This is a genomic window from Caldithrix sp., from assembly GCF_056497305.1.
This window is the reverse complement of record NZ_JBSMDE010000089.1, coordinates 24,129-46,455: the sequence shown is the minus strand read 5'-3', so window position 1 is coordinate 46,455 and position 22,327 is coordinate 24,129. Positions and strand designations below refer to the sequence as shown.

The following is a 22,327-nucleotide window of genomic DNA, read 5'->3' as shown; positions in this document are numbered from 1 at the left end:
AAGCGTTCAGCCTGCTGTAATATTTTTTTGTTTAACAAAGAAAAATATCCAGCCTTTCTTTTTAATTCATATTGAATTCTAAAAAGCGTCCATTCTGGCCCCATATTTTTTGCATATTGAAATATTGCGTTAATTTTTTTTAACATATTTTACTAATTTTGATTCTGGAATGCTTTTTTCATTATTATCTGTTAAGTTTAAACGAAGACTCAAAAAAATATCAATATCTTGGGATAAAATTAATAAAAAAAGATTTAATCAGTATTATTAAAAGTTATTTACTTTTTTTATATATTTCTAATGCTTGTCTATGACGCTGAATTTCTTCTTTAGACTTAAATCGATCTTTTATTTTCTTTGCGGGAACTCCTCCATATATTGAGTATGGTGGAACATCTTTAGTTACAACAGAACCAGCTGCTATGACGGCTCCTTCTCCAATAGTAACACCATCTAAAATGATACTTCCATGCCCTACCCAGGCATCCATTTTAATTACAACCCCTTTTTGCTCGTCTCTTCCAGCAAAAATTATAGGTACACCTACTACGTCAAAACGGTGGTCTCCTCCTACCACAGCAACATTGGATGCTAACATTACAAAATCATGAATTTCTAATTTAGGAACTGATAAATGACAGTAGTTCCCTATAAAAACATTATTGCCAATATATACAGAATTTGGTTTTACCAACAAATTTTTACCGCAATAAAAATTTTCCCCAACTTCTACAAATTTGTACTTAAAACGAACAATAAAAAAAATCCTTATTTTTTTTAGAATATTTTTTATCCATACACGCATTAAACATTCCTCTTTTTAAATTTCTTTTAGAGCATTTACCAATCTTTGTGCCACTTTTTGGGGCGTGTATCTTTCTTTTACCAAGGTTTTACAATAACTACTAACTTTTTGTTTTTTAGGTAGCCATTCAATAATTTTTTGGGCTAAATCCTCGACATTATCTTCTTTAAAAAAATCTCCTGTTTTACCTGGTATAATAGCAGAAACTTCAGGAGGATGCTTGGAAAGGTTATCATTACTTATTACAGGTATCCCATATGCCAAGGCATGAATAACAGAAAGTCCAGCCCATCCAGGGATAACCATTATATCACTATTTATTAGTAAATTTGATAATTTTTTCCCATATATAGGGCCATGAAAATTAATATATCTCTCAATATTTAATAATTTGGTTATTCTTTTCAATTCAGACAATTCTGGTCCTTCGCCTACGATATGTAGCCTAATATTATATTTTCTTTTTATTAATACCGAAATGGCTTTAATTAGTATATTAATCTTTTTCCTGGGGGTAATTCTGCCAGTAAATATTATATTATAATATGAATCTTTATTATTTCTATTAGAAATATCTTCAGAAGGATAATCTTCATCGTTTAAACAATTCCATATTGTGAAAATTTTTTTACTATCTACTCCAATGCTAATTAATCTTTGTTTTCCTTTTTCATCGTATGTCAATATTCCATCCGCATTTTTATAAAAAAATAAACGTATTAATCTACCAATAAAACCTTGTTTACCATAAGTAGCGTGTCCCCACCAAAATATTTTAATTTTTTTTCGTTTTGCCCAAAAAAACAACGGTATGTTAGACAAAATATGAGGATCAAAACCTAATAAAATAATATACTCGGGATTGTAGCTCATAATTGCCTTAAAAACACCTTTTTGCCATATAAATTTCCTTTTTCCAAATTTAATAAATATGTTTTTTATAAATGTAACTTTATCATCTAAAGCAGGATCAAAATTTTTAAGATTTGTATAAGGAGAAACTTTCCCACATACAATTGAAAAATCAATTTCGGAATGTTTCCACAAGTATTTAAATAATGAACGTCTATAATGAGGTAGAGTTAAATACTGTAACGCTACTCGTTTCATTTATCTAATTTTCCTCTTATTTTTAATCCAGGGAAAAAATTTAAAAATAAAAAAGACAATAAAAACAAAAAATTTCCTGGGCTACCAAAATTCAGTAGCCTGTTTTCTACCATGCTGCTTGTTAACCCCACAATGAATATTACTTTAAACAACGGCTCAGTTTTATATAATAATAAATTTTTTATTGAATTTATTACTAAAACTAAAATTGGAATAAATGTTAAGATACCCCCGGATACCATAAGTTGTATATATGCGTTGTGATAATGACTCATATGATTTATTACTTTTACTTTTGCTCGTTCTGGCCCAACACCTAACAAAAAATTATCAATGAAAACATTTAAGCCTCTTATCCATAATGTTGTTCGCCCTGTTAAATTAGAAACATTCTCAGGACCACTATACCCTGGTGGATTCTCCAATCTAACAATTAAGCTAAAAGTATTAAAGTTATAAAGAATTAATATAATACTAAACAATAAGCTTATAATAAGAGTTTTCTTCTTTTTAAAAATGAAACTTAACACAAAAAATGCTAATATTACCATTAATATAGAGGTTCGAGACCGTGTTGCCAAAATAACTATAAAAGCCAAAATGATATTAATAAAAAATATATACTTTTCAACCTTATTATTAGTAGCATAAAATGAATACATAGCAATCACAAACAACATAACAGCAGCAGTCCCTATGCCATTAGGATTTAAATGTGTATAAAGTCTATAAAAAGGGGAAAAAAAATTATTGAAATCAATATTTATAAAATAATAAAAATTCAACAAAATTAATGACAAAAATATACCTCTTAAAAAAGAATAAATATTTTCTTTGTCATTCATTAAAGCAATTACAGTAAAAGCCGTAAAAACTAATAGCATTTCTCTAATAAAAAAAATTGCAGACGCCTTGTTAATAATAAGAGAAAGTAGAAAAAATGTAAGAAATATTAATAAAAATAAAATTGTTGGAAGGTACTCCTTTTTTATTTGAATTTTTATTTTACTGTAGATAATAAAACAAGAAACGATCATAAATAGAAAGCGTATGAAAAAATCAACAAAACCGGATTCTCCACTAACTATTTCTATAGTAAAGCCGCTTAGTCCCCATATAAAACCAGAGGATAAAATAAATTTGTTTTTATTAATTTGTAAAATATTCATTTTCTAAAAATAATTAAAGTTGTATAAATCAACGTAGTCATTAAATAATAACTTAAAAAGGCAATTGATAAACCAAACGCATACATATTTTTCAACTGAGATAGAATCAGAAATAATGTTAACATTCCTAAAAAAGACGTCCCCAATACGTACCATACCTTGTTGTGAGAAATCATGTATTTATTCAAAATACTTGAAATTGAAAAAAAGATTGACGTAATAGCTAATATAGATAATATTTTGCTCCCCTCTCTAAAACTCTCTCCATACAAACTCATAATATAAGATGAAAATATAATAATAAAAATTGCTATTGTGGCAGAAATACCAATATTAACCAATAAATTAATTTTAAATACTTTATGTAATTCAGCATTATTGTTTTTGCCTACTGCTTTAGAAAACATTGGCAAAGCAACGCTTGTTGTTGCTCCAGTTATTAACATAATGATAGTTAACCATTGATAAGCAGCATCAAAAATTGCAATTTCAGAAAAATTATTGGATTGTTTTAGAATAACAACTTTGGAGTACCAGAATGCTCCAGAGCTAAAAAAAAGTGACAAAACTAAAGGCAGGCTAAAAGAAGCTAATTTCTTAAGTTGAGATAAAAAAAAATTTATTCTTAATTTTTTAAATTGAGAATAAATTTTGTTTTTTAAAAAAAATATTTTTACGAAAAAATCAAAGGTAAAATATAAAGTAACACCTGTTAATGCACCAATTACCTTTCCGTATTTTATTAATAATAATATTATTGGGAAAATTAAAATTGACACAACAAGATTAATTAAAGCAATTATTCTGAATCGTTCTAATCCTACCAATATGCTTTGAGTAAGATAAGCATTTGTTGAAGAAAAGAGAAGAAGAATACCAACAAACAATGCATTTATTAAGGAAATTTCACCAAGAAAAAATGACTGTATTATTTCTTTAGAAAATAATAATATTGTAATTGCAAAAACAATATTAAATACTATATTAATTAAAAAAATTGCTAATATTTTTGTTAAAAAAGTTTCTGGCTCTTTTGCTTCACCTTCCGCTACATGTTTTGTAGCAGTTGGTCCTAAAGCACCAGTTATAAAATTACTTGCCAAAGAGATTGTTGATCTTATCATGGTATATTGTCCAAACAGTTCACGTCCTAAAATACGTGCAGCAAAAATATTAGTAAGGAACATAGCAAGGCGCCCAACAGATGAGCCAAACAACAACCATGAACTGGAAGAAAATATTTTTTTTATCAATGCAATTAAACACTATTTTTTTATTAAATAATGAAAATATTGTTTCACTTCTTTAATCTTATCACTATAGGCCGGGTTAGTTGAATAGATTTCTATCAATAATTTGAAAACAGAATAAACAAATCCTACCAAGAGTCCTAAAAAACTAAATAAAATTATTAATACTATTTTATTTATTCCTGAGGGATTTATTGGTATAAAAGGATTTGATACAATTCTAATGACAGGTTCTTTTTTCTTTAAATCAATTTTCGTTAATGCATATTGTAATTGCAATTCATTTAGTATATTTGTCCTTAAACTTACTTCTCTCTTAAGTCTCTCTAATTCAAGTTGCAAATTTATAGTTTGTGGCGAACTATTTTTCTCTACAAAGTCAATAATATCCTGTTCAGCTTTTTTTAAGTCCTGTTCAGCTATGGCAATTTGTAACGCAATAAACTTAAGATTTTCATTATTCTTTTGGTCATAAATATTTTGTATTTTTTTTCTAAAGCTATTTAAAATAGCCTCATTAATTTGAGCTGAAAGGGCTGGTTTTTCTGTTAAAACTCCGATTATAATGAGTCCTGTTTCATCATCTATTCTCACAGTAAGCATCTTTTCTCTAAGTATTGTTATTGCGTATTCCTCTTCTTTTGTGATTGATATAATTGCGTCATCATCCTTCAAGCTTAGGTCTTTATGCTTTGGGAAAAATAAACTATACACTGTAATAGGTAATTTGATTGTATACTTTTTTAAATAATAAAATAAATTTCTTTTATTAATATAATCAATTAAAAAAGTTGAATCATTCTCTGATATTTTAAATTTTAAATGAATCACTGGTAATAAAACATCCCTACTTTTTATAATTTTTGGGTATGCATCTGGTGACAACGAAGTGGCAGAAGTATTATCAAAATTAAGACCTAAATTTTTTAATACATTATATTTATTGAATGTATTAATTACTTCATTTGTATTAATTTCTGCGACAACCATTGAGCTGGATCTATATTTTGCTGGTACGATAACAACATAAATTATACCTAATAAAAAAAATAATAAAATTAATTTTTTAACAATCTTATATTGTTTAAAAAACGCTGCAATTAAGTCAAAAACAGTTATATAATTGTTTATATTATTATACACACTTTCTAATTTATCTTCCTTATTATCCATCCTTTATTCCTACTTATTATTTTTTAACGTTATAAAATTATTTATTGCTTAGAAGAATTTGTACGTTTTCTAAAATATTTCTGTCCTTTATTTTTATCGAATCGTTAATTTGACTTTTTAAATCATTCATAGTCAATTCCCCAAACTCTTCAGTAAAACTTACCAAACTCATTAGTATCATTTCCCAAACTATTCCGTACCATTTTGTAAACTCGTACTGATCACTTTTCAAAATGATACTGATCAGTTTGAAGGATCAACTTTTCTTAAAAAATCTAAAAATTTCGGACGGCTCATTCCATTTTTTTCTTCGCTGCACGCGAGATCGCTGTCATTCTGACTTACCTTTTTACCTTCGCTTTTCCTTCGTCGATCCTTCGTTCATCCTTCGTCCGTCATACATATATAACAGACGCCCCATTCAGCCAATTTGTCAGCATCCTGTTTATTAACTTCTAAATCCCATATTTGAAGTAACCGGGTTTACCCCTCTCACTTAGTCGCTTGTTACTTTAACTCACAGCTCCGCCTGCTCAATCCCATCCGCCAAAAACGGATGCAGCATGGCAATCATAATTTCTATCTTATTTTTACAATATGGATTAATTTAATTTCATTAATTATTAAATTTAAACTATTTCTATCCATAATTACAACTTCCAGATTAAGATATTCTTTTAAATCCTGCAAAATTTGCTCTTTATTAAAATCCGTGATACTAAAAAGATCAATGTCGTCAGAGAATCTATGCCCATTCCGTCGGGCCAGCTCTGTTCCGCCAGCCAGGGCAAATCTCCTCACACTGTTATGGCTCAGCTATTTGACTAAAAGGATGCCTGCTTGTTCTTTAACTGCATTAATTTGCAGTATCTAAATTTTTTTTCAGAATATGAAAATAAAAACTACAAAAGCGTAAAGTCTTTTTTTCCACATAGCGAATTTGAATAACTTCTTGCTTTACAGTTTTCTCGCCATAATAGTTAAGCAGATGTAAAAAATCAGAAAGGTTGCCTCTTTCCAACATCCTTCCGATAATAAAGCGTTTATAAACGATTATGAACCTTGATTTTCTCGATTGCAGGATTGCCAGGATTAAGGTTTTTTTATGTCGGAATTCTGTGCCTAATATTGAAAGTTACCTTACAGTAAACCATTAAAATCAAGATAATCTTTAAATCCTCATAATAGCGGTTCAAAAATGTTTCTGAACCAGGATTTGCTTGATTACATGATTACCAGGAATAAGCTCTTTTTGTATCGGTAATACGTGCCTGATATTTGAGAAGTAACTTCCCATGAGCCATTAAAATCAAGATAATCTTTAAATCCTCATAATCGTGGTTCAAAACCAACCTTGAATACATGATTACCATGATTAGTAAATAATCCAGATAATTTTTTACCGTGGTAGGATTCTTAACGCCGATGATATTTTTTAAACGGTTGTAACTCATCGGCCGGGCCATGTTGCTGGCTAAGTAATACATGATTTCCAAGATTTCTTTTTCGTTGCTCAAATTATTTCTTACCAGCACATCCCGGTAAAAGATGCTTTCGTATAGCGATTTCAGATATTCCCGGTTTTTATTTTTTAAATATTCCGGAAAACCGCCCCATTTAAAATATTCATTAAACCATCTTTTTAATGTGGACCTACCGGAAGTGGTAGATAAATCTTCATTATTATAAGCCACATTATTAAATTTTAAGAATTCTCTAAAAGAAAAAGGATACATTTCGTATTGGACATAGCGGCCCGTAAGATGCGTGCCCAATTCTTTGCTAAGCATCGAAGCATTGGAGCCGGTAACGTACACTTTGTTTCCCGTTTCATGAAGTCGTCGTACAAATCTTTCCCAGCCTTTGATGTTCTGGATTTCATCAAAGTAAAATGTAGATTGCTTGCCGAACAATTCAATAAAAAGTTCGTGCAGCTTCTGGGAATCTTCCACAGTAAAATGAATGAGTCGTTCGTCGTCAAAGTTTATGTAGTAATCGCGTTCAGCGCTTTTCAGGCGAATTTCGTGTAAAAGGGTTGATTTCCCACAACGACGGATACCGGAAATGACCGCAATTTCCTTGCCCCGGATGAGCGACTCATTTGTTAGACGATGAATAAAAGAGATATTTTGAGCATATTCTCTTTGATCTAATATTACGGTTTTTAAAGCTTCACGTTCGATCATCTAAAGTTCGTATTCTAATTAAATTACGCTTACTTTCTATCGCTATCAGAAATCTAAATCGATACCCTTCTAATGCCAATACAAAGTTTATAAGGCGTTTTGATGATTGCAGATTACGTAATTTGTAAAATCCTGAAGCGTAATCCTGGATTATTTGCCGATCAACCAACGGACTCATCAACTCTTACACTCTTATACTCTTAACTTTTCCCATCGCCAGGGCGGAATGAGGAATGACAGTCCGGTGACCATTCAACTATTCAACCAATTAACCATTCAACCTTGTAGTAGCCCTCACCCCCTGCGCCCCCTCTCCCAGAATAAAAGTCTGGGAGAGGGGGACAGCTGATCGTATTCACGCTTAGCGGTCTTTATTTTTCACTGTAAAGCATTCTCATCGCGGCGTCGTGACAGGTTGGTGGCTTTTCTGTGGTAAGGGCGAAGGATTTCCTGAACAATGCAGCATTCGAAACAAAGAATCGCTTTCAAAGAAAACATAGCCAATGAAAAAATACTGATGGAAATCCTTCGCCCCTACTAATTGGGCTGGCTTTCATCCGAAGAATTGGGATTAGTAGCGACAGGACGGTTGCCATTTAACCAATCAACCATTCAACTATACAACTATTCAACCATTCAACTATTCAACCATTCAACTATTAAACTCTTATCTCTTTAACCACCGCCCGCTTATTTCATTCATCGTCGTCAAAATCCGGATACTGCGGCGGCGATTCTCCAACCTTTTTAACGATGCGCGGCAGGCCCTGCGTTCTGTTTGTTTCGATTATTGAAAGTAAGGTGATTTCATGCCACCATTCATCGCCATAGTCAAACAGGTAGTACATTTTATCTTTTACTTCCAGTCCCAGCTCGCCGATTTTGGTCCGGGCGGCATTATATTTTTTCTTTGGCCTTCTTAAAGGGAAAATAGGGGCCTCCTTTAGTGCGATGGGATGCGCAAATTCAGGCGCTTCACGCCGCCGAACCATACTTTTAGTTGGTTTTCTCGTGATGTAAAAAGTATAAAGATGCTCATCGTAACGATCAAAGGCCTGAAAGATGATCTCATGAAAATCATCTAACGTGTGCGTATCCGATATTTCGATTTGCCTGTAAATGCGCTTGTTGAAATCCAATGCAACTTTAAACAAATAAACCGCCATTACAACTTTTCCAATCTTGATGATAGGCTAAAATGTAGATTAGGCATTTTTAAATTTTTCGTCCGCTTATCATTAATAAGTAGATCGCTCTCTGCCGCCTACTTTGCGTTCTCCTTTGGCAGCAGCGCTTCGAACTCTTCCAGACGATTCGCCTGTTTTGCCTGCTGCAGCAGTCTTTCCAGTTCCTCAAGCGTATTAATCTTTTCAATACGATCGAACAGGGCAAAGCTTTGCTGGCCAAATTTTATCTCCAGCGCCGTTTTAATCGCCTTGCGCAGCCCTTCGATCTTTCCGGCTATTTTTCCCTGCTGAATGCCTTGTTGAATTCCTTGTTGAAGGCCTTGCTGGATTCCCTGCTCCATGCCTTTCTTTTCGGCAATAGTCAGTAAGGACATCTCTTTGCTCCGCCTACTTTGCGTCGTCCTTTGTCAACAGCGCTTCGATTTCTTCCAGACGATCCGCCTGTTTTGCCTGCTGCAGCAATTTTTCCAGTTCCTCAAGCGTATTGATCTTTTCAATTCGATCGAACAGTGCAAAGCTTTGCTGGCCAAACTTTATCTCCAGCGCCGTTTTAATCGCCTCGCGCAGCCCTTCGATCTTTCCGGCTATTTTTCCTTGCTGGATTCCCTGCTCCATGCCTTTCTTTTCGGCAATGGTCAGTAAGGACATCTCTTTACTCCGCTACTTTGCTTCCTCCTTTGTCAGCAGCGCTTCGAACTCTTCCAGACGATTCGCCTGTTTTGCCTGCTGCAGCAATTTTTCCAGTTCCTCAAGCGTATTGATCTTTTCAATTCGATCGAACAGTGCAAAGCTTTGCTGGCCAAACTTTATCTCCAGCGCCGTTTTGATCGCCTCGCGCAGGCCTTCGATCTTCCCGGCTATTTTTCCCTGCTGAAGGCCTTGCTGAATACCTTGCTGAATTCCCTGCTCCATGCCTTTCTTTTCGGCAATGGTCAGTAAGGACATCTCTTTGCCCTCCTCTATTTCTTTGATTTCATGATAAAGTTGATCCTCCAGATCCTCCGGCAGCTCCATCAACCACTCTATAAACTGATAAATGGCGTAGATAGTTTCGCGCCTCAAGCCCAGATCAAGTAATTTAAGAAGAAAATATTTTCGCCAGCGATAGCACTGCTGATTATCGCCCTCCACTTCCATGGTTTTTAAATAGGCCTGAGTTACCATGGAAAAAGGATTCTTCTGATAAAACTGCTCAAAAGGATAATCCACATAATCAATAATTTTTATCAGAGGAAATTTAAAGGTACAGCTAAAATTCCAGCGTTTTATCTCAAAATAATTCGGCCTGTAGTGGACATCTCGATCGGTTAAAAGAGCCAGGCTGATGACCTCACGCTGATATCTGTCAAAAATCCGATAATTATAGATAAACATGCGTCGGGCAAAATCCTTTTCTTTCCTGCCCTGAATTTCGATGTGAATCAACAACCACTGCTCGCGGCCATCTTTTAAATAGACCCTGACCAGTTTATCGACAATTTTTCTGCCCGCTTTTGCAGATTTTGTAATCTGCTGAAATTCTTTATCTAAGAACTGATAGCCCTTGCTGAAATCGATATCCTGATGAATATCGGGAAAGAAAAATTGCAAAAACTCGACGAATAGTTTTTCTAATACTTCTTTCCAGATGCTGTCGGCCTTCATTTCCACAGGCTTTCTGGATAAAATTAAATGACGCTAACTTTCATCCTTTTTTTCATGCGAACAGGTCGGCCTCTTCCAGCGTATGGTTGCGTCTGTCTTTTTCCGAGAGAATTTTTTCGCCCTGCGGCCATTCTATCCCAATCTGCGGATCATTCCACAATATGCCCCGATCATGCTCGGGTGAATATTCGGCTGTTACTTTGTAAAACACGTCCGCTGTTTCGCTTAAGGTATAAAATCCATGCGCAAAACCTTCCGGAATAAATAGCATGGTCGGATCATCTTCCGTTAAAACATGTCCATACCACTGTCCAAATGTTGACGATGATTTACGAATATCGACAGCCACATCAAATATTTTGCCTCTAATACAGCGCACCAGCTTAGCCTGCGCAAAAGGCGGCAGTTGATAATGCAAACCGCGCAGAACGCCTTTAACGGAACGGGATTGATTGTCCTGTGTAAAAATTCCAGGCAAGCCGGCATTCAAAAAGTCGGATGCTTTGTAGGTTTCCATAAAAAAACCGCGATCATCGCCAAATTTTTTGGGCGTCACCAGCACCACGCCTGGCAGAGATGTCTCTTTAATGGTAAATGGCATGTTTGATAGCCTCCGTAGATATTGGTTGAATGGTTGAATAGTTGAATGGTCACCGGACTGTCATTCCTCATTCCGCCCTGGCGAGGGGAAAAGTTAAGAGTTTAAGAGTGTAAGAGTTGATGAGTCCATTGGTTGATCAGCTAAACGAAAACCTTCAGGTCTTTCAGCCTTAATTCACGGCAGCCTGCCGTGTTAGCGACAGCCGTCCCCCTCTCCCAGATTTCTATTCTGGGAGAGGGGGTGCAGGGGGTGAGGGCTAACAGTTGGTTGAATAGTTGAATGGTTAAATGGTTTAATTGCCTGTCCCCCAAATTCGGGAGGAGGGGAAATTCTTCCTGCAAATGGAAAGGATTCTTCTTACGGCTGAAGCGGATTCAGAATGACATTTTGGCACGTGCCCTAAATCCAAGGGCGCCACTTGCCCTTTCACAAATTGATTCGGGCGCGGCCACCCGCTCCGTGTGATAATTTTTAATTCGTAATTTTTAATTAAAATTAATTCTTTGCGCCCTTTGCGGTTTTTTAAAGGCTGCGGCTCCGCTGCCTTAGTTGAATGGCAGCTGCCCATTCTTGCAAAATCATGAATAATTCGCGCCGCGGACCTCCCGCTCCGCGTGATAATTTTTAATTCGTAATTCGTAATTTTTAATTTTTAATTTAAATCCCTATTTCACCAGCCGATCATAAATCAGCAGTGTAGTGGCCACGCTGCTCAAGATGGCGGCGGCATCGCGCACCGCGCCCGACCAATCGATCTCTTTCTTTTCGGCCAGCACAGGCACATAAATCGTACTGCCGGCTGTGATCTCTTCTGGTAAATATTTCCAGAACAAAAAGCGTTTTGGTTGAATCTGTTTGCCATTGGCCAGACGGATGGTCACATTATCTTTATCCGCTAAATCGGTAAATCCACCTGCAGCTTTGATGTAATAATCGATTCCCTTACCTTTTTCATACAAAATGCTTACCGGAAAATGGACACCACCGGTCACACGCACCGTAAACATCTTTTCCGGAATTACAATCCGATCGCCCGCTTGCAGGTAAATATTTTGTGGGTCTTTGGGATTTTGAAAAATTTTTCTAAAATCGATGCCGATTTGTCCAACGCCCTCACGCGTACGATAAAAACGCGCCCCTTCCAGATAGGCCGTGGGCTTCAATCCGCCGGCGCGCTTGATCAAATCTGTGATGCGCTCCGTTTTGGATTGTAATGTGTAGGCGCCTGGACGCACCACCTCCCCCTGTACCGAGACATTGCGTTGCAGCTCCCAATCGCTATTAAATCTGATAAAAACATTGTCAAACGGTTTGAGGAAAAATTGCTCATCCGGACTTTGCAACAAACTTTTGGTGTAGCTGGAGTCTATTGGAATATAAATCAATTTAGCCAGTTGTTTACGCATTTCCGGTTTAAAAGGGTAGATGCGCGAAATTTCGGCTTCCGTAATTAACGCATTTTTTGCAAAGCCGCCGGCCGCAAAAATCAGGTCTTTTAAGGTCATATCTTTTTTTAATAGATATTTCCCTGGCTTGTTTACGGCACCATAAATGGCCACAGAATCCGGAGGGAAGAGCGATAATGAAGAAGCAATTGCGATATGATCCTGCGGAGCCAGTGGAAAATCAGCCTGGGGTTTTTCCAGAATGTCTTTCAGATTAATGACTAAAATCTGCTGCCGTCGATCAGGCAGTGTGCGTGTAATTTGAACCCGTTCCAGATAGGCATCGCCACGAAGGCTATCAATCTGCTTCATTAAATCTTTAAGGGTCATTCCTGGTCGGTATTCAAAACGATCCGGGCCATAAATGGGACCGCTAATAGTAACATAATTTAATAATTCCCGGTCGAGATAGGGCACCGAAATGCGATCGCCATCTTTTAAAGCGAAGTTCTGCCCATTGGTAAGCAATGCTTTATAGTTTACCGATATTAGCTTTAAATCTTCATTGTTCACATATCTTTGTATCTGAATGTTTTCCAGGTAAGCATTTTCCAAAAAACCGCCGGCCAGGTCTATCAACTCTTTCAAAGCTTCTTTATCTTTGAGTTCAAAAATAGCCGGTTTTTTAACAGCGCCGCGCAAATGCACGCGCTTTTTAATCGTGGGCACTAAAATGACATCATGGGTTTGTAATCTTACATTGGCAAATTCTTTTCCAGACTTCAGAAACTCATAAAAATCGATATCGGCTATTTTTTTGTCGTTGCGAATGACTTGAATATTGCGTAAAGAAGCGTTTTCCTTTAAACCACCGGCATAGAATAACAACTGAAGGGGCGTTGAAAGGGCAGGCACGGTAAATACACCCGGCGCTTTTACTTCACCGATGACGTAAATTCGAATACTGCGCAATTTACCGAGTGAAACGTCCAGAAAAGCTTTATTATTTAAAAGGGAAGAGTACGATTTACCCATTAATTTGAACAGCTTACGTCGGGCTTGCTTTAAAGTCAGGCCCGCCAGTTTAACCAACCCTACGTTATCGATAAATATCTGCCCTTCTCGATCAACCGTTAAATCATGGCGCAATTCCACCTCTCCCCAAATCGTAATAATGATTTCATCACCTGGACCGATGGGATAATCTTCATCAACCGGTCCGTACATTTCAGGAGTAAAATCAATTCTAGCCTGTTCAAAAACATCCAGGCCAAAAATAGGTAGCGCTTCTGGCTTTTTAACCACTTCTGCTTCTTTTGTAACCGGTGCTTCTTTTTCTTCCTTCTCCTCTGAGGGTGGGGCGGCCGGGGGAGGCGTCAATTTTTCTTTGAATTTTTCCAGACTTTTCACTTCGCTTACCCTGGTCGTTTCCGGGCTCTCGATGGCCTGTCCGGCCTTTTCCAGCTGCTTTTTTAACTCTTCAATCTTTTTCAGGTCTTCCAGTGATTGAGCACCGGCAATAACCGTCCAGAACATCACGCAAATAACTAAAATCATGCTTTTCATAATTTTTCCCAAAATTGTGAGATTTACCTACAGCTCCGCCACGTCACTTACAGAGAAGTGCGAGTTTTAAACAGAAACAAACACTCAAGACAATCAATTAATTTATGTTAATTGATCTAAAATCCCAAAAATTTGATTAAATGCCCCGACCTGTTGAAATCCATTCTCCATTCAAATGGAAAAAGGAAAATACAATTTCATCTTTATTCTCTGTGTGACCCATTTAACATTTATTTTAGAATCAAATGATCGTCGTTTCCCGGCCCATGCCAGAATCCGGCATAAACCGTATTCAACAGCGCTGTAAAACGCAGAAAATAGGTCGTGTTCCCATTCTCCCAATCAACAAATGAACGAGCCAGGCCGGCGCTCAAACGCATTACCGACTGGGCCATGGAAACCTGCAATCCAAAAGAAGCCACTTCCTGGAGCGCTGTTTTACCCAATCTGGCATAATCCATAAACGCATCAAGCGAAAGCAATTGAATGGGCATAAAAATCAATTTGTATGGCGTCTTTTCCTGAATCAGATAGCGCAATTCTGTGGAACTCCAGAACAATTGATCGCTCAAAACATCTTTGCCAAATCCACGGATGGTTCGCGTGTAGGTGTAATCGCGGGGCAATTCAAACTGGTAAAAACGATCGATTCCCACTGATTTTAAAGGAGGCAACGTGCCTACCTGTTTAACAAAAGAAACGCTTTGCCAGAACCCCAACCTTTCCCAGAACAGTTCTCCGGCCCAGCTGGCATCAGTTTCCATAATCTCAAAATCATAATCCGACCGGAAGGTTTTAAATAGGTTCCCACTAAGAAAAAAATAGCGCAAAGGAAAATTTAAACCCCGACGCGTGGGCAACTGGTATTGTAGCAAAAAAGACATTTGGGGCCCTTTAAAACCAAATGATTGCGGAAAGGTTATCTCCTTTTCCAGAAATCGATTATGGAAAAAATTGTAGCGCAGTGAAAAGGCCATTCGCCAACGTCCATTTTGAAACGGAAAGAAATATTTTCTAACAGAAACATAATAGGTATTCTCAACCAGATGAATCCAATCATGATCCTGAAAGGCAAAAATAACCGGCCCATGATAGTAGCCGCTGTTAAATAACAGATTAAAAGCACGCAAGCTGTGTTCTACCAGAGCAAAGGACTGGTTAAAATGAGCGGGCAGAAGGTAAAAAGCCCCCAAAATCATCTGGCGTTGTAAAGCCTCAATCCAGGCCGTAAAACCATAAACACCTGCCCCGGCTGAAGGATCGTAAAGAGGCAAGGCCATGGTAAATACATTTTCAAGAGGAAAGGCCGCCCATCGCTTTTTACTCCATTCAAATGTTTTTTTAGCCTTTGCGAACCGTCTATCTTTAAACAACGAATCGCTAAAAACCGGCGCCACCTTTTGCCAGCGGCCATATCTATTCTGGCGATACTCCGCAACAGATGGATGGAACAATGAGTCGTAAGGGATACGATAAAAACCGCGTTGTCCATCTGCTTCCCAGCGGTAGGCCAGCAATTGCTGATGCGCTGAATCTACATCGGAGAAATAGTAATCGAATTGATCGGTGAGCTCTCCGCAGACTTTCGCGGTTGAGGCATCAAGTACTTTCATCTGCAGGTGTGCTTTTTCCACAACGGTTACCCCTAAAAAGCGATCGTTTAACATGCGGACATTCAGCAGGGGTTGATCGAGTAACAGAGTGTCGAAATGGGTCTTGTTCCACTGCAGGAGCGATCTCTGGCCGTTTTGCTCGGCAATCAAGAACAATCGATTTTTCGGTGCAAAGGTCAACCTACCCAGGATCATATTGTTTTCAACCATCCAGCACTTTTGCAGCCGCCCATCAGAATTCCAGCGGTGAATGAGCGAACGATCCGATAAAATTTCCACCAAATAGAAATGGTTCTTAAAATCAAATGCTCCGTAACGCGCCCGGTAGCGCCCCCTTAATTTGTGACGTTCAGACGTCTTTAAAGAGACAATCTGCCATTCAAACTGCAGAGAAAGTTGATTGGCTTTAATATCATAAACCGGATGGCCAAAGGCCGCCAGCGAACGATCGGGACTGATTACCACCTCTGTAGCCAGATTATTGGTTAAAATCTTTTCAGATTGCACTTTGCCCTGTTCAATGCGCACCAGTTTTAAAGTAACAAACCGGTGGTAGCTCTTTTCTTTTCCCACCAGTAAAAAGAGAGAATCTTTCTGTGACACCCACAAAATGCGGTACAACTGATCCATGTTAACGGAGGCCAGAACTTTCTGAAAGCGGTGTTCAGGTAACTGACTCAAATAGGCTCCGTAAAACAGGACCGCATGGCGGATGAATTCCTTAAAAGCAGTAGCCGGCGATTTATGGTAAACATGTTCAAACGCTTTTTTAAAATCAAAATACCAGGCGTTTTGTTTGTAAGAATAAAAGCGCACAAAAGAAGAATCGCCATATTGCTGGGCTAAATACCGGACAAAGGCATTAGCCGCGGCATAGAGCAAACGGCCGTTTTCCAGATTTTGCAAAGCATTGTAGTTTAGATCACCATAAAGCAGAGCCTGGCGAATGAACTGGTCGCCGCGGTAAAGATTCCAGGTTTCGGCGCAGTATTGGGCAAAGCCTTCGTAAAACCAGCGTGGAATCGTTACATTAGCCGCTATTCCAAACCAATTTAATTTACGTCGTGTGGCTTTAAAGGTCACCCAATGAGCCAATTCATGAGTGAGTACCGTGTAGTACCAGGGCGCCTGCTCGACCCAATTAAACATGTACATGGAAGAACGGGCATAAATGACCACGCTGTTACCCAGGGCGAATCCATTGCTGAAGTCCATCTTATCCGTTAGAACAATCCTCGCCCTGGGCCAGGTTTTCAGTACCGTGGAATCCTGTCCATGAAGTCTGGCCAGACGGGGAATCTCACTGTCGGCCAGGTACAAAAGACGTTGCGCCAGCAGTTGATAGGGTTGTTCATACTCAACGGAGGCGTATTTGCCTGTAATTTTGTGCCAGGGGGCGGCTAACAAGCTGGAAATTCCTAATACAAATAACAGGATCAAAAAGAGAGTAATGTTTTTAATCACCGATATTCTTTCCCTGAATAACATGATTAAAATTATTGATTCTGGTCGAGACTTGCAAGCTAAATATTGAGCCCGTCCCCTTTCTTTTGTAGATTTGATTTGAATGGCGCTTAAAAAAAGTTAGTCTGTGGTTGTTTCGGTAAAAACCAAAACAGGATAAAATGACTGATGTTATGGGACTAAATGAACTCTTCTACTACTGGGGCGGGCAGTGAACATCCAATGCGAAATTGAAGATTTAAGCAAAAAGGGGGAGAAAATATAATGATCCAGTCTAAAATAAACTGGCGAGCTCTGTTCAACTATGGCGTATTTGCCATTGCCATGGGATATCTGGAAGCGGCCGTTGTGGTTTACTTACGCCTGCTCTATTATCCGGACGGTTTTCAATTCCCTTTAAAAATCATCCCCACGGATGTGGCCGTGGTGGAAATTGGGCGCGAATTATCAACGATTATTATGCTCTGGTTCGCAGCACGAACCTTTAACGGACGTTTCAGGGAGCGTTTTATTGTTTTTATTTTTATGTTTGGTGTATGGGATCTATTTTACTATTTCTGGCTCAAAGTGTTACTGAACTGGCCTTCAGGCTGGCTGGATTGGGACATTCTATTTCTAATTCCCGCGCCGTGGGTGGGCCCCTGGCTGGCGCCGGCCCTGGTCAGCATCGGATTCATTGCGGTCGCCATGTTACTCTGTTTGCATCCTGAAAAGTTTGATGGACCGCTCTTTAGCAAAAAATTCTGGTTAATTGAAATTTTTAGCGCTCTGCTCATATTACTCAGTTTTTTCTGGGAAACGGCCAGAGTCGTTAAAGGAGGCGTGCCGCAAGAATATCCATGGCTACTGTTCCTGTTGGCATATCTATTAGGATTTGCTACTTTTCTTTACGGCTATTGGAAAAAGAGCGATGCGCCAAAAGAAATTTGACTTCATATTTTTTGATAATTAAATTTGCAGTCTCATTTGAAAAATGTGTTGCATCTAACCGAGTGGTTAGAAATCATAAAAAGTGCGGGATCGTCTAGCGGTAGGACGCCTGGTTCTGGCCCAGGTAGCCGGGGTTCGAATCCTCGTCCCGCAGCCAGAAAAATTTTGTGCGCCCGTAGCTCAACTGGATAGAGCGTTTGGCTACGGACCAAAAGGTTGGGGGTTCGAATCCTCCCGGGCGTACTGATACCCCTCAGAACTGAGGGGTTTTTAGTTGGCGCGTTCGTCTAGGGGTCTAGGACGCCGGCCTCTCACGTCGGTAACACGGGTTCAAATCCCGTACGCGCTACCCAGCCAGTCTTACAGAGACTGGCTTTTTTTTCGCCTTACACTGCAGCCAACTGTCATTTCGAGTGAGTCCATTTATAGTCGGAAATAGTCGAAAATCTCTCAGTGAAAAATTAATTAGTCAAAAAAATTTCACCGCTCTGTCCCAGGGCACTCGAGGCATCGGTCGAATTGACATTCAGAGTGGGCTCCAGACCAGTAATTCGCGAACTCTCAACAAAACGCTGCATCAAGCCTGCGCCTACCAATTGACTGATTTTCCTTTTCGCCTCGATTTTGGGGTAGAGTATCAGGGCATGAGAGCTAATATGAGACGTTCAAGGAATTCCGTCTCTTGAGGCCCTCTAACGGAATGAGATGGTTGAAGAAGATGCAGATATTGTAACGCCTCCCATGGCCTCCAGAAAGTGCATTGAATTTTAGATTTGTTTAATGCTATAACTATTGTTAAATTAGAATAACAGAAACAAAAATTTCTGTAATTTTTAGGAAATTTGACCTATGGAAGAGGTGATCTTGGTACCTAATACGGAATATCTGATTCGGGCTCTGGATGAGCGCAATATCATCTCCAGGCGTATGATACAGATGGGCGTTTTACCAGGTTCTAAAATGCGTATTTTGCGCCTGGGCCCGCTTGGTAAAACAGTCGAAGTCTTAATTGATCAGGGCGAAAGCATTGCCCTGCGCACCGACGAAATTAAAAGTCTGGATTGCAAATTGATTGCCCTGCCTTTGAATGCGGTAAAAAACAGAGATCGTTACTACCGCATTCGTAATTTTTTAGGGGGGCGGGGATTTATTGAGAAAATGAAAATGCGCAATTTGTCCATTTCCGATGTGATTAAAGTGAGCGAAACGGATGGTTTTATCATCCTTAAAAAGAACGGCCACTCTATTCGTGTAGGCCGGGGCGAGGCTGAAAAAATTATTGTTGAACCGGTTTAAGAGCAAGCATGGCGCATAAGAAAAAAATTACGGCAGCAATTATTTCCATCCCCAACACCGGAAAATCTACACTTTTCAACGCACTTACCGGAGCCCGACAGGCGGTTGGAAACTGGCCAGGCGTTTCTGTTGAAAAGAAAACCGGCCATTTCAGCGTCAATGGCTACGATATTGAATTAATCGATTTGCCCGGCAGTTACTCGTTAACCCCTACTACCCTGGAAGAAAAGATTGTCCGCAATTTTATTCTTGAAACTCCGCCCGATGTTTTAATCAATATTGTTGATGCCCGAAATTTGTACCGTAGCCTGGGGCTTACTCTGCAATTGGCGCAAAGCGGGATTCCTATGGTAGTGGCTGTGAACATGATGGATGAGGCCGACCGACTGGGCATCAAGATCGATATTAAAGGGCTCTCCCAACACCTGGGAGTTCCGGCCGTGCCCATCATTGCCCGAAACGGCGAAGGCGTTGGACAGCTGGTCAATACCTTGATTCAAATCATTGAAGGCAAGATTAAAATCCATGCTCCACAAATAGCCTGTCCCATCCCCCTGCAGGAATCGGTGCAGAGCATTGCCCGCGAAATTAAGACGCTGAACCCAAACACCAAATTAAATGAAACGTTTATCGCCGAACGCTTGCTGGATTTTTCGGAACCTGTTAAACTGACTAACCGAAACAATGGCTCTGATCAGGCCTTACAGAAAAAAATTGTAGAAGCCAGACAGCAGGTGGAAAAATCCTTAGGCACCAGCATTCCGGTGGCCTGCGCTCAATGCCGTTTCAATTCTGCCAAAGGTTTGATGTTAGAAACCACCAGCGCGGCTGTGACAGCCACCGATGAGGTCACCAAGAAGTTGGACAGCATCTTCCTGCACAAATATCTGGGCATTCCCATCTTCCTGGGCATTATCTTTTTATTGTTTCAGGGCATTTACGCTCTGGGTACGCCCTTACAGGATGTAATCGGTAATGGATTTGGCGCCCTGCAAGATTTTTTACGCGCCTCTTCCCTTTTCCAGAGCATGCCGCCATTTTTTAGTCGCCTGATCATTGACGGAATCATTGAAGGTCTGGGCGTGGTTATCGCCTTTTTCCCAATTATCGCCCTCTTTTTTATCTTTATGTCCATTGTGGAAGACAGCGGTTACATGGCCCGCGCTGCCTTTTTGCTGGATCACCTCATGCACGTCATCGGATTGGATGGCAAAGCATTCATTAATGTTTTGCTGGGCTTTGGTTGTAACGTGCCGGCCATCATGGGCACGCGAATTCTTTCCAGCCAGTACAACCGGATCATTACCATGATGATCATTCCATTTACCCTGTGCAGCGCTCGTTTACAGGTGTTTTTATTCGTAGCTGGCATTCTCTTTGCCCCGAACATCGCGCCCTGGGTTATTTTTGGTTTTTACCTGTTCAGCTTTTTAATGGTCATCCTGGTAGGTCTCCTTTTAAAACACGTCCATTTTGCAGGCAGACCTGAACCCTTTATTATGGAAATTCCACCTTACCGCCTGCCCACGGTTAAAACCGTAGCTCTGCGCGCCTGGGAAGAGATGAAAGCTTTTTTAAACCGCGCTTCCACTCTCATTGTCCTGGGTGTTATCGCCGTTTGGCTATTGACCAATTTACCGCCTGGCGCGGCCACCGGTAGTCCGGAAACCTGGGCCGTCAAAATCGGTCAATTCATTGAACCGCTGTTCCGACCATTAGGCATTGAATGGCAACAGATTATTGCCCTGCTTTTTGGTTTTATTGCCAAAGAAATTGTCATCGGCTCCCTGGCCATTGTCTATGGCGGGAATCCAGCCACACAAATTGCCACATTGGTGACACCTTTGCAGGGACTCAGCTTTATGATCTTTACCCTACTCTACACACCGTGCGTGGCCACCATCGCGGCCATTCGTGCCGAATCCCAATCCTGGCGAATTACCCTCTCCACTATTGGTCTGGGTCTGGTTCTGGCCTGGATCAGCAGTTTTCTGTTTTACCAGATTGGCTCTTTATTGTTTGGCTGAATACTCCCCCGGATGGCGCTCCATTAAACACCAAATTAGAGAGGTATTCACCTCCGCTACTCTTAAGCAGCCAAGTCGCAACCAAAAACAAATTTAAACAACCACAGAGAGCATAGAGAAATCACAACAGGGTAATTTTAATTAAAAATTAAAAATTACGAATTACGAATTAATTTGCGAAGGGGAAAGTTTTGCCCAGGCGGTGAGGAACCGTGCCGGCATGTCATTCTGAATCCCCCGATTTATCGGGGGTGAAGAATCCCTTACATTGGCAGACCATTCGAAAGAGCAACCTAACTCGAGCTTCAGCTCGAGACTTGCCCTAACACCTACACCAATGTTGTTCCCATGCAAGCGAAAATCCCGATTTTCGGGAACAGGCCTGTCTGGCAGGCCCAGCCGGACAGGCCATTCAACAATTAAACAACTCAACAACTCAACCTTTTTACTTTCTCATACAACATAAAAATTTTCGCACGCTAATGTATTGGATCTTTTAAATCTTTTAATAGAAGTATTCTGATTCTACAAAATTTCTACAAAATCGACTACTAATTTAAGACTACTGATTCTCAAACCAATAAACCTGAGTGGGACGATTTTACGAAGAGAAGAATTAAATTAACACAAAAGGGGCAACGCGCGTTTGTAGGCAGAATCGCCCTGACTAAGCACGAATTACTTTGTGAAACTGCAAGTTGTGCCTGAGAGGTAAGGGCCCGAGCCAGACAGACCTACGCCCTAAAGCATTTGATCTTTTAAAATAAGTGCTCTAAACAACAGCATTAGGAACGATTCTGGGCCATCTTAGGCTGGAAAGACTGAGACAGGCGCATTGTAAAATGCCTTCATTTCGCTTTGTCTGGCTCAGGAATTCTGGACAGAACTTTGAAGTTTAAATGAAAAGTCTGTCCCAAATAT

General features: G+C 39.3%; 18 protein-coding genes and 3 tRNA genes. 6 read left to right on the top strand and 15 right to left on the bottom strand.

The genetic code is table 11. The annotated features are described in order from the left end of the window. Nucleotides 1–274: 274 nt before the first annotated feature. The 15 genes from ACWB0I_RS08055 to ACWB0I_RS07985 all read right to left on the bottom strand — a co-directional run bounded on the left by ACWB0I_RS08055 (nucleotide 275) and on the right by ACWB0I_RS07985 (nucleotide 17,153). Nucleotides 275–805, bottom strand: a complete 531-nt coding sequence (locus ACWB0I_RS08055; protein ID WP_479387540.1) for an acyltransferase — start codon at nucleotides 803–805, stop codon at nucleotides 275–277. Nucleotides 806–820: 15 nt separating this feature from the next. Then, nucleotides 821–1,915 (bottom strand): glycosyltransferase family 4 protein, encoded by a 1,095-nt coding sequence (locus tag ACWB0I_RS08050; protein WP_479387539.1) that lies wholly within the window; start codon nucleotides 1,913–1,915, stop codon nucleotides 821–823. Further along, a complete protein-coding gene (locus ACWB0I_RS08045) occupies nucleotides 1,912–3,084 on the bottom strand; it encodes an O-antigen ligase family protein (RefSeq protein WP_479387538.1) in 1,173 nt (390 codons plus the stop codon). The genes ACWB0I_RS08050 and ACWB0I_RS08045 overlap by 4 nt, the downstream gene beginning before the upstream one ends. Then, nucleotides 3,081–4,337 carry an oligosaccharide flippase family protein gene (locus ACWB0I_RS08040; protein WP_479387537.1) on the bottom strand — a complete coding sequence of 419 codons (1,257 nt, stop codon included), beginning with the start codon at nucleotides 4,335–4,337 and terminating at the stop codon, nucleotides 3,081–3,083. The genes ACWB0I_RS08045 and ACWB0I_RS08040 overlap by 4 nt, the downstream gene beginning before the upstream one ends. 12 nt (nucleotides 4,338–4,349) lie before the next feature. Continuing rightward, nucleotides 4,350–5,507, bottom strand: a complete 1,158-nt coding sequence (locus ACWB0I_RS08035) for a Wzz/FepE/Etk N-terminal domain-containing protein (protein WP_479387536.1) — start codon at nucleotides 5,505–5,507, stop codon at nucleotides 4,350–4,352. Between the two features lie 579 nt (nucleotides 5,508–6,086). Continuing rightward, entirely contained in the window at nucleotides 6,087–6,308 is a 222-nt protein-coding gene (locus tag ACWB0I_RS08030; RefSeq protein ID WP_479387535.1) for a nucleotidyl transferase AbiEii/AbiGii toxin family protein, read from the bottom strand. A 55-nt stretch (nucleotides 6,309–6,363) separates the two neighbouring features. Continuing rightward, a complete protein-coding gene (locus ACWB0I_RS08025; RefSeq protein WP_479387541.1) occupies nucleotides 6,364–6,543 on the bottom strand; it encodes a DUF6922 domain-containing protein in 180 nt (59 codons plus the stop codon). A 196-nt stretch (nucleotides 6,544–6,739) separates the two neighbouring features. Next, nucleotides 6,740–7,693, bottom strand: a complete 954-nt coding sequence (locus tag ACWB0I_RS08020; protein WP_479387534.1) for an ATP-binding protein — start codon at nucleotides 7,691–7,693, stop codon at nucleotides 6,740–6,742. A 695-nt stretch (nucleotides 7,694–8,388) separates the two neighbouring features. Continuing rightward, complete coding sequence (locus ACWB0I_RS08015) at nucleotides 8,389–8,859, bottom strand: IS1096 element passenger TnpR family protein (RefSeq protein ID WP_479387533.1); 471 nt, start codon at nucleotides 8,857–8,859, stop codon at nucleotides 8,389–8,391. Between the two features lie 98 nt (nucleotides 8,860–8,957). Next, nucleotides 8,958–9,254 (bottom strand): hypothetical protein, encoded by a 297-nt coding sequence (locus ACWB0I_RS08010; RefSeq protein ID WP_479387532.1) that lies wholly within the window; start codon nucleotides 9,252–9,254, stop codon nucleotides 8,958–8,960. A gap of 13 nt (nucleotides 9,255–9,267) precedes the next feature. Next, nucleotides 9,268–9,528 (bottom strand): hypothetical protein, encoded by a 261-nt coding sequence (locus ACWB0I_RS08005; RefSeq protein WP_479387531.1) that lies wholly within the window; start codon nucleotides 9,526–9,528, stop codon nucleotides 9,268–9,270. 12 nt (nucleotides 9,529–9,540) lie between these two features. Next, the gene (locus ACWB0I_RS08000; protein WP_479387530.1) at nucleotides 9,541–10,524 is read right to left on the bottom strand and encodes an RpnC/YadD family protein; all 984 of its coding nucleotides are present in this window, start codon (nucleotides 10,522–10,524) and stop codon (nucleotides 9,541–9,543) included. 52 nt (nucleotides 10,525–10,576) lie between these two features. Continuing rightward, nucleotides 10,577–11,125, bottom strand: a complete 549-nt coding sequence (gene rfbC / locus ACWB0I_RS07995) for a dTDP-4-dehydrorhamnose 3,5-epimerase (RefSeq protein ID WP_479387529.1) — start codon at nucleotides 11,123–11,125, stop codon at nucleotides 10,577–10,579. Nucleotides 11,126–11,790: 665 nt separating this feature from the next. Beyond that, entirely contained in the window at nucleotides 11,791–14,076 is a 2,286-nt protein-coding gene (locus ACWB0I_RS07990; protein WP_479387528.1) for an SLBB domain-containing protein, read from the bottom strand. A gap of 230 nt (nucleotides 14,077–14,306) precedes the next feature. After that, on the bottom strand, nucleotides 14,307–17,153 hold the full coding sequence (locus ACWB0I_RS07985; protein WP_479387527.1) for a hypothetical protein: 2,847 nt from the start codon (nucleotides 17,151–17,153) through the stop codon (nucleotides 14,307–14,309). 264 nt (nucleotides 17,154–17,417) lie between these two features. On the opposite strand from ACWB0I_RS07985, the gene ACWB0I_RS07980 reads away from it, so the two are divergent. The 6 genes from ACWB0I_RS07980 (at nucleotide 17,418) to feoB (ending at nucleotide 21,406) form a co-directional block, all read left to right on the top strand. Next, nucleotides 17,418–18,083 carry a hypothetical protein gene (locus ACWB0I_RS07980; RefSeq protein WP_479387526.1) on the top strand — a complete coding sequence of 222 codons (666 nt, stop codon included), beginning with the start codon at nucleotides 17,418–17,420 and terminating at the stop codon, nucleotides 18,081–18,083. A gap of 83 nt (nucleotides 18,084–18,166) precedes the next feature. After that, a tRNA-Gln gene (locus tag ACWB0I_RS07975) sits at nucleotides 18,167–18,240 on the top strand. Between the two features lie 12 nt (nucleotides 18,241–18,252). After that, a tRNA-Arg gene (locus ACWB0I_RS07970) sits at nucleotides 18,253–18,326 on the top strand. 33 nt (nucleotides 18,327–18,359) lie between these two features. Then, nucleotides 18,360–18,432: transfer RNA gene (locus ACWB0I_RS07965), tRNA-Glu, on the top strand. Nucleotides 18,433–18,932: 500 nt separating this feature from the next. Next, nucleotides 18,933–19,379 (top strand): FeoA family protein, encoded by a 447-nt coding sequence (locus tag ACWB0I_RS07960; protein ID WP_479387525.1) that lies wholly within the window; start codon nucleotides 18,933–18,935, stop codon nucleotides 19,377–19,379. An 8-nt stretch (nucleotides 19,380–19,387) separates the two neighbouring features. Then, on the top strand, nucleotides 19,388–21,406 hold the full coding sequence (gene feoB / locus ACWB0I_RS07955; RefSeq protein WP_479387524.1) for a ferrous iron transport protein B: 2,019 nt from the start codon (nucleotides 19,388–19,390) through the stop codon (nucleotides 21,404–21,406). The last annotated feature ends 921 nt before the right edge of the window (nucleotides 21,407–22,327 follow it).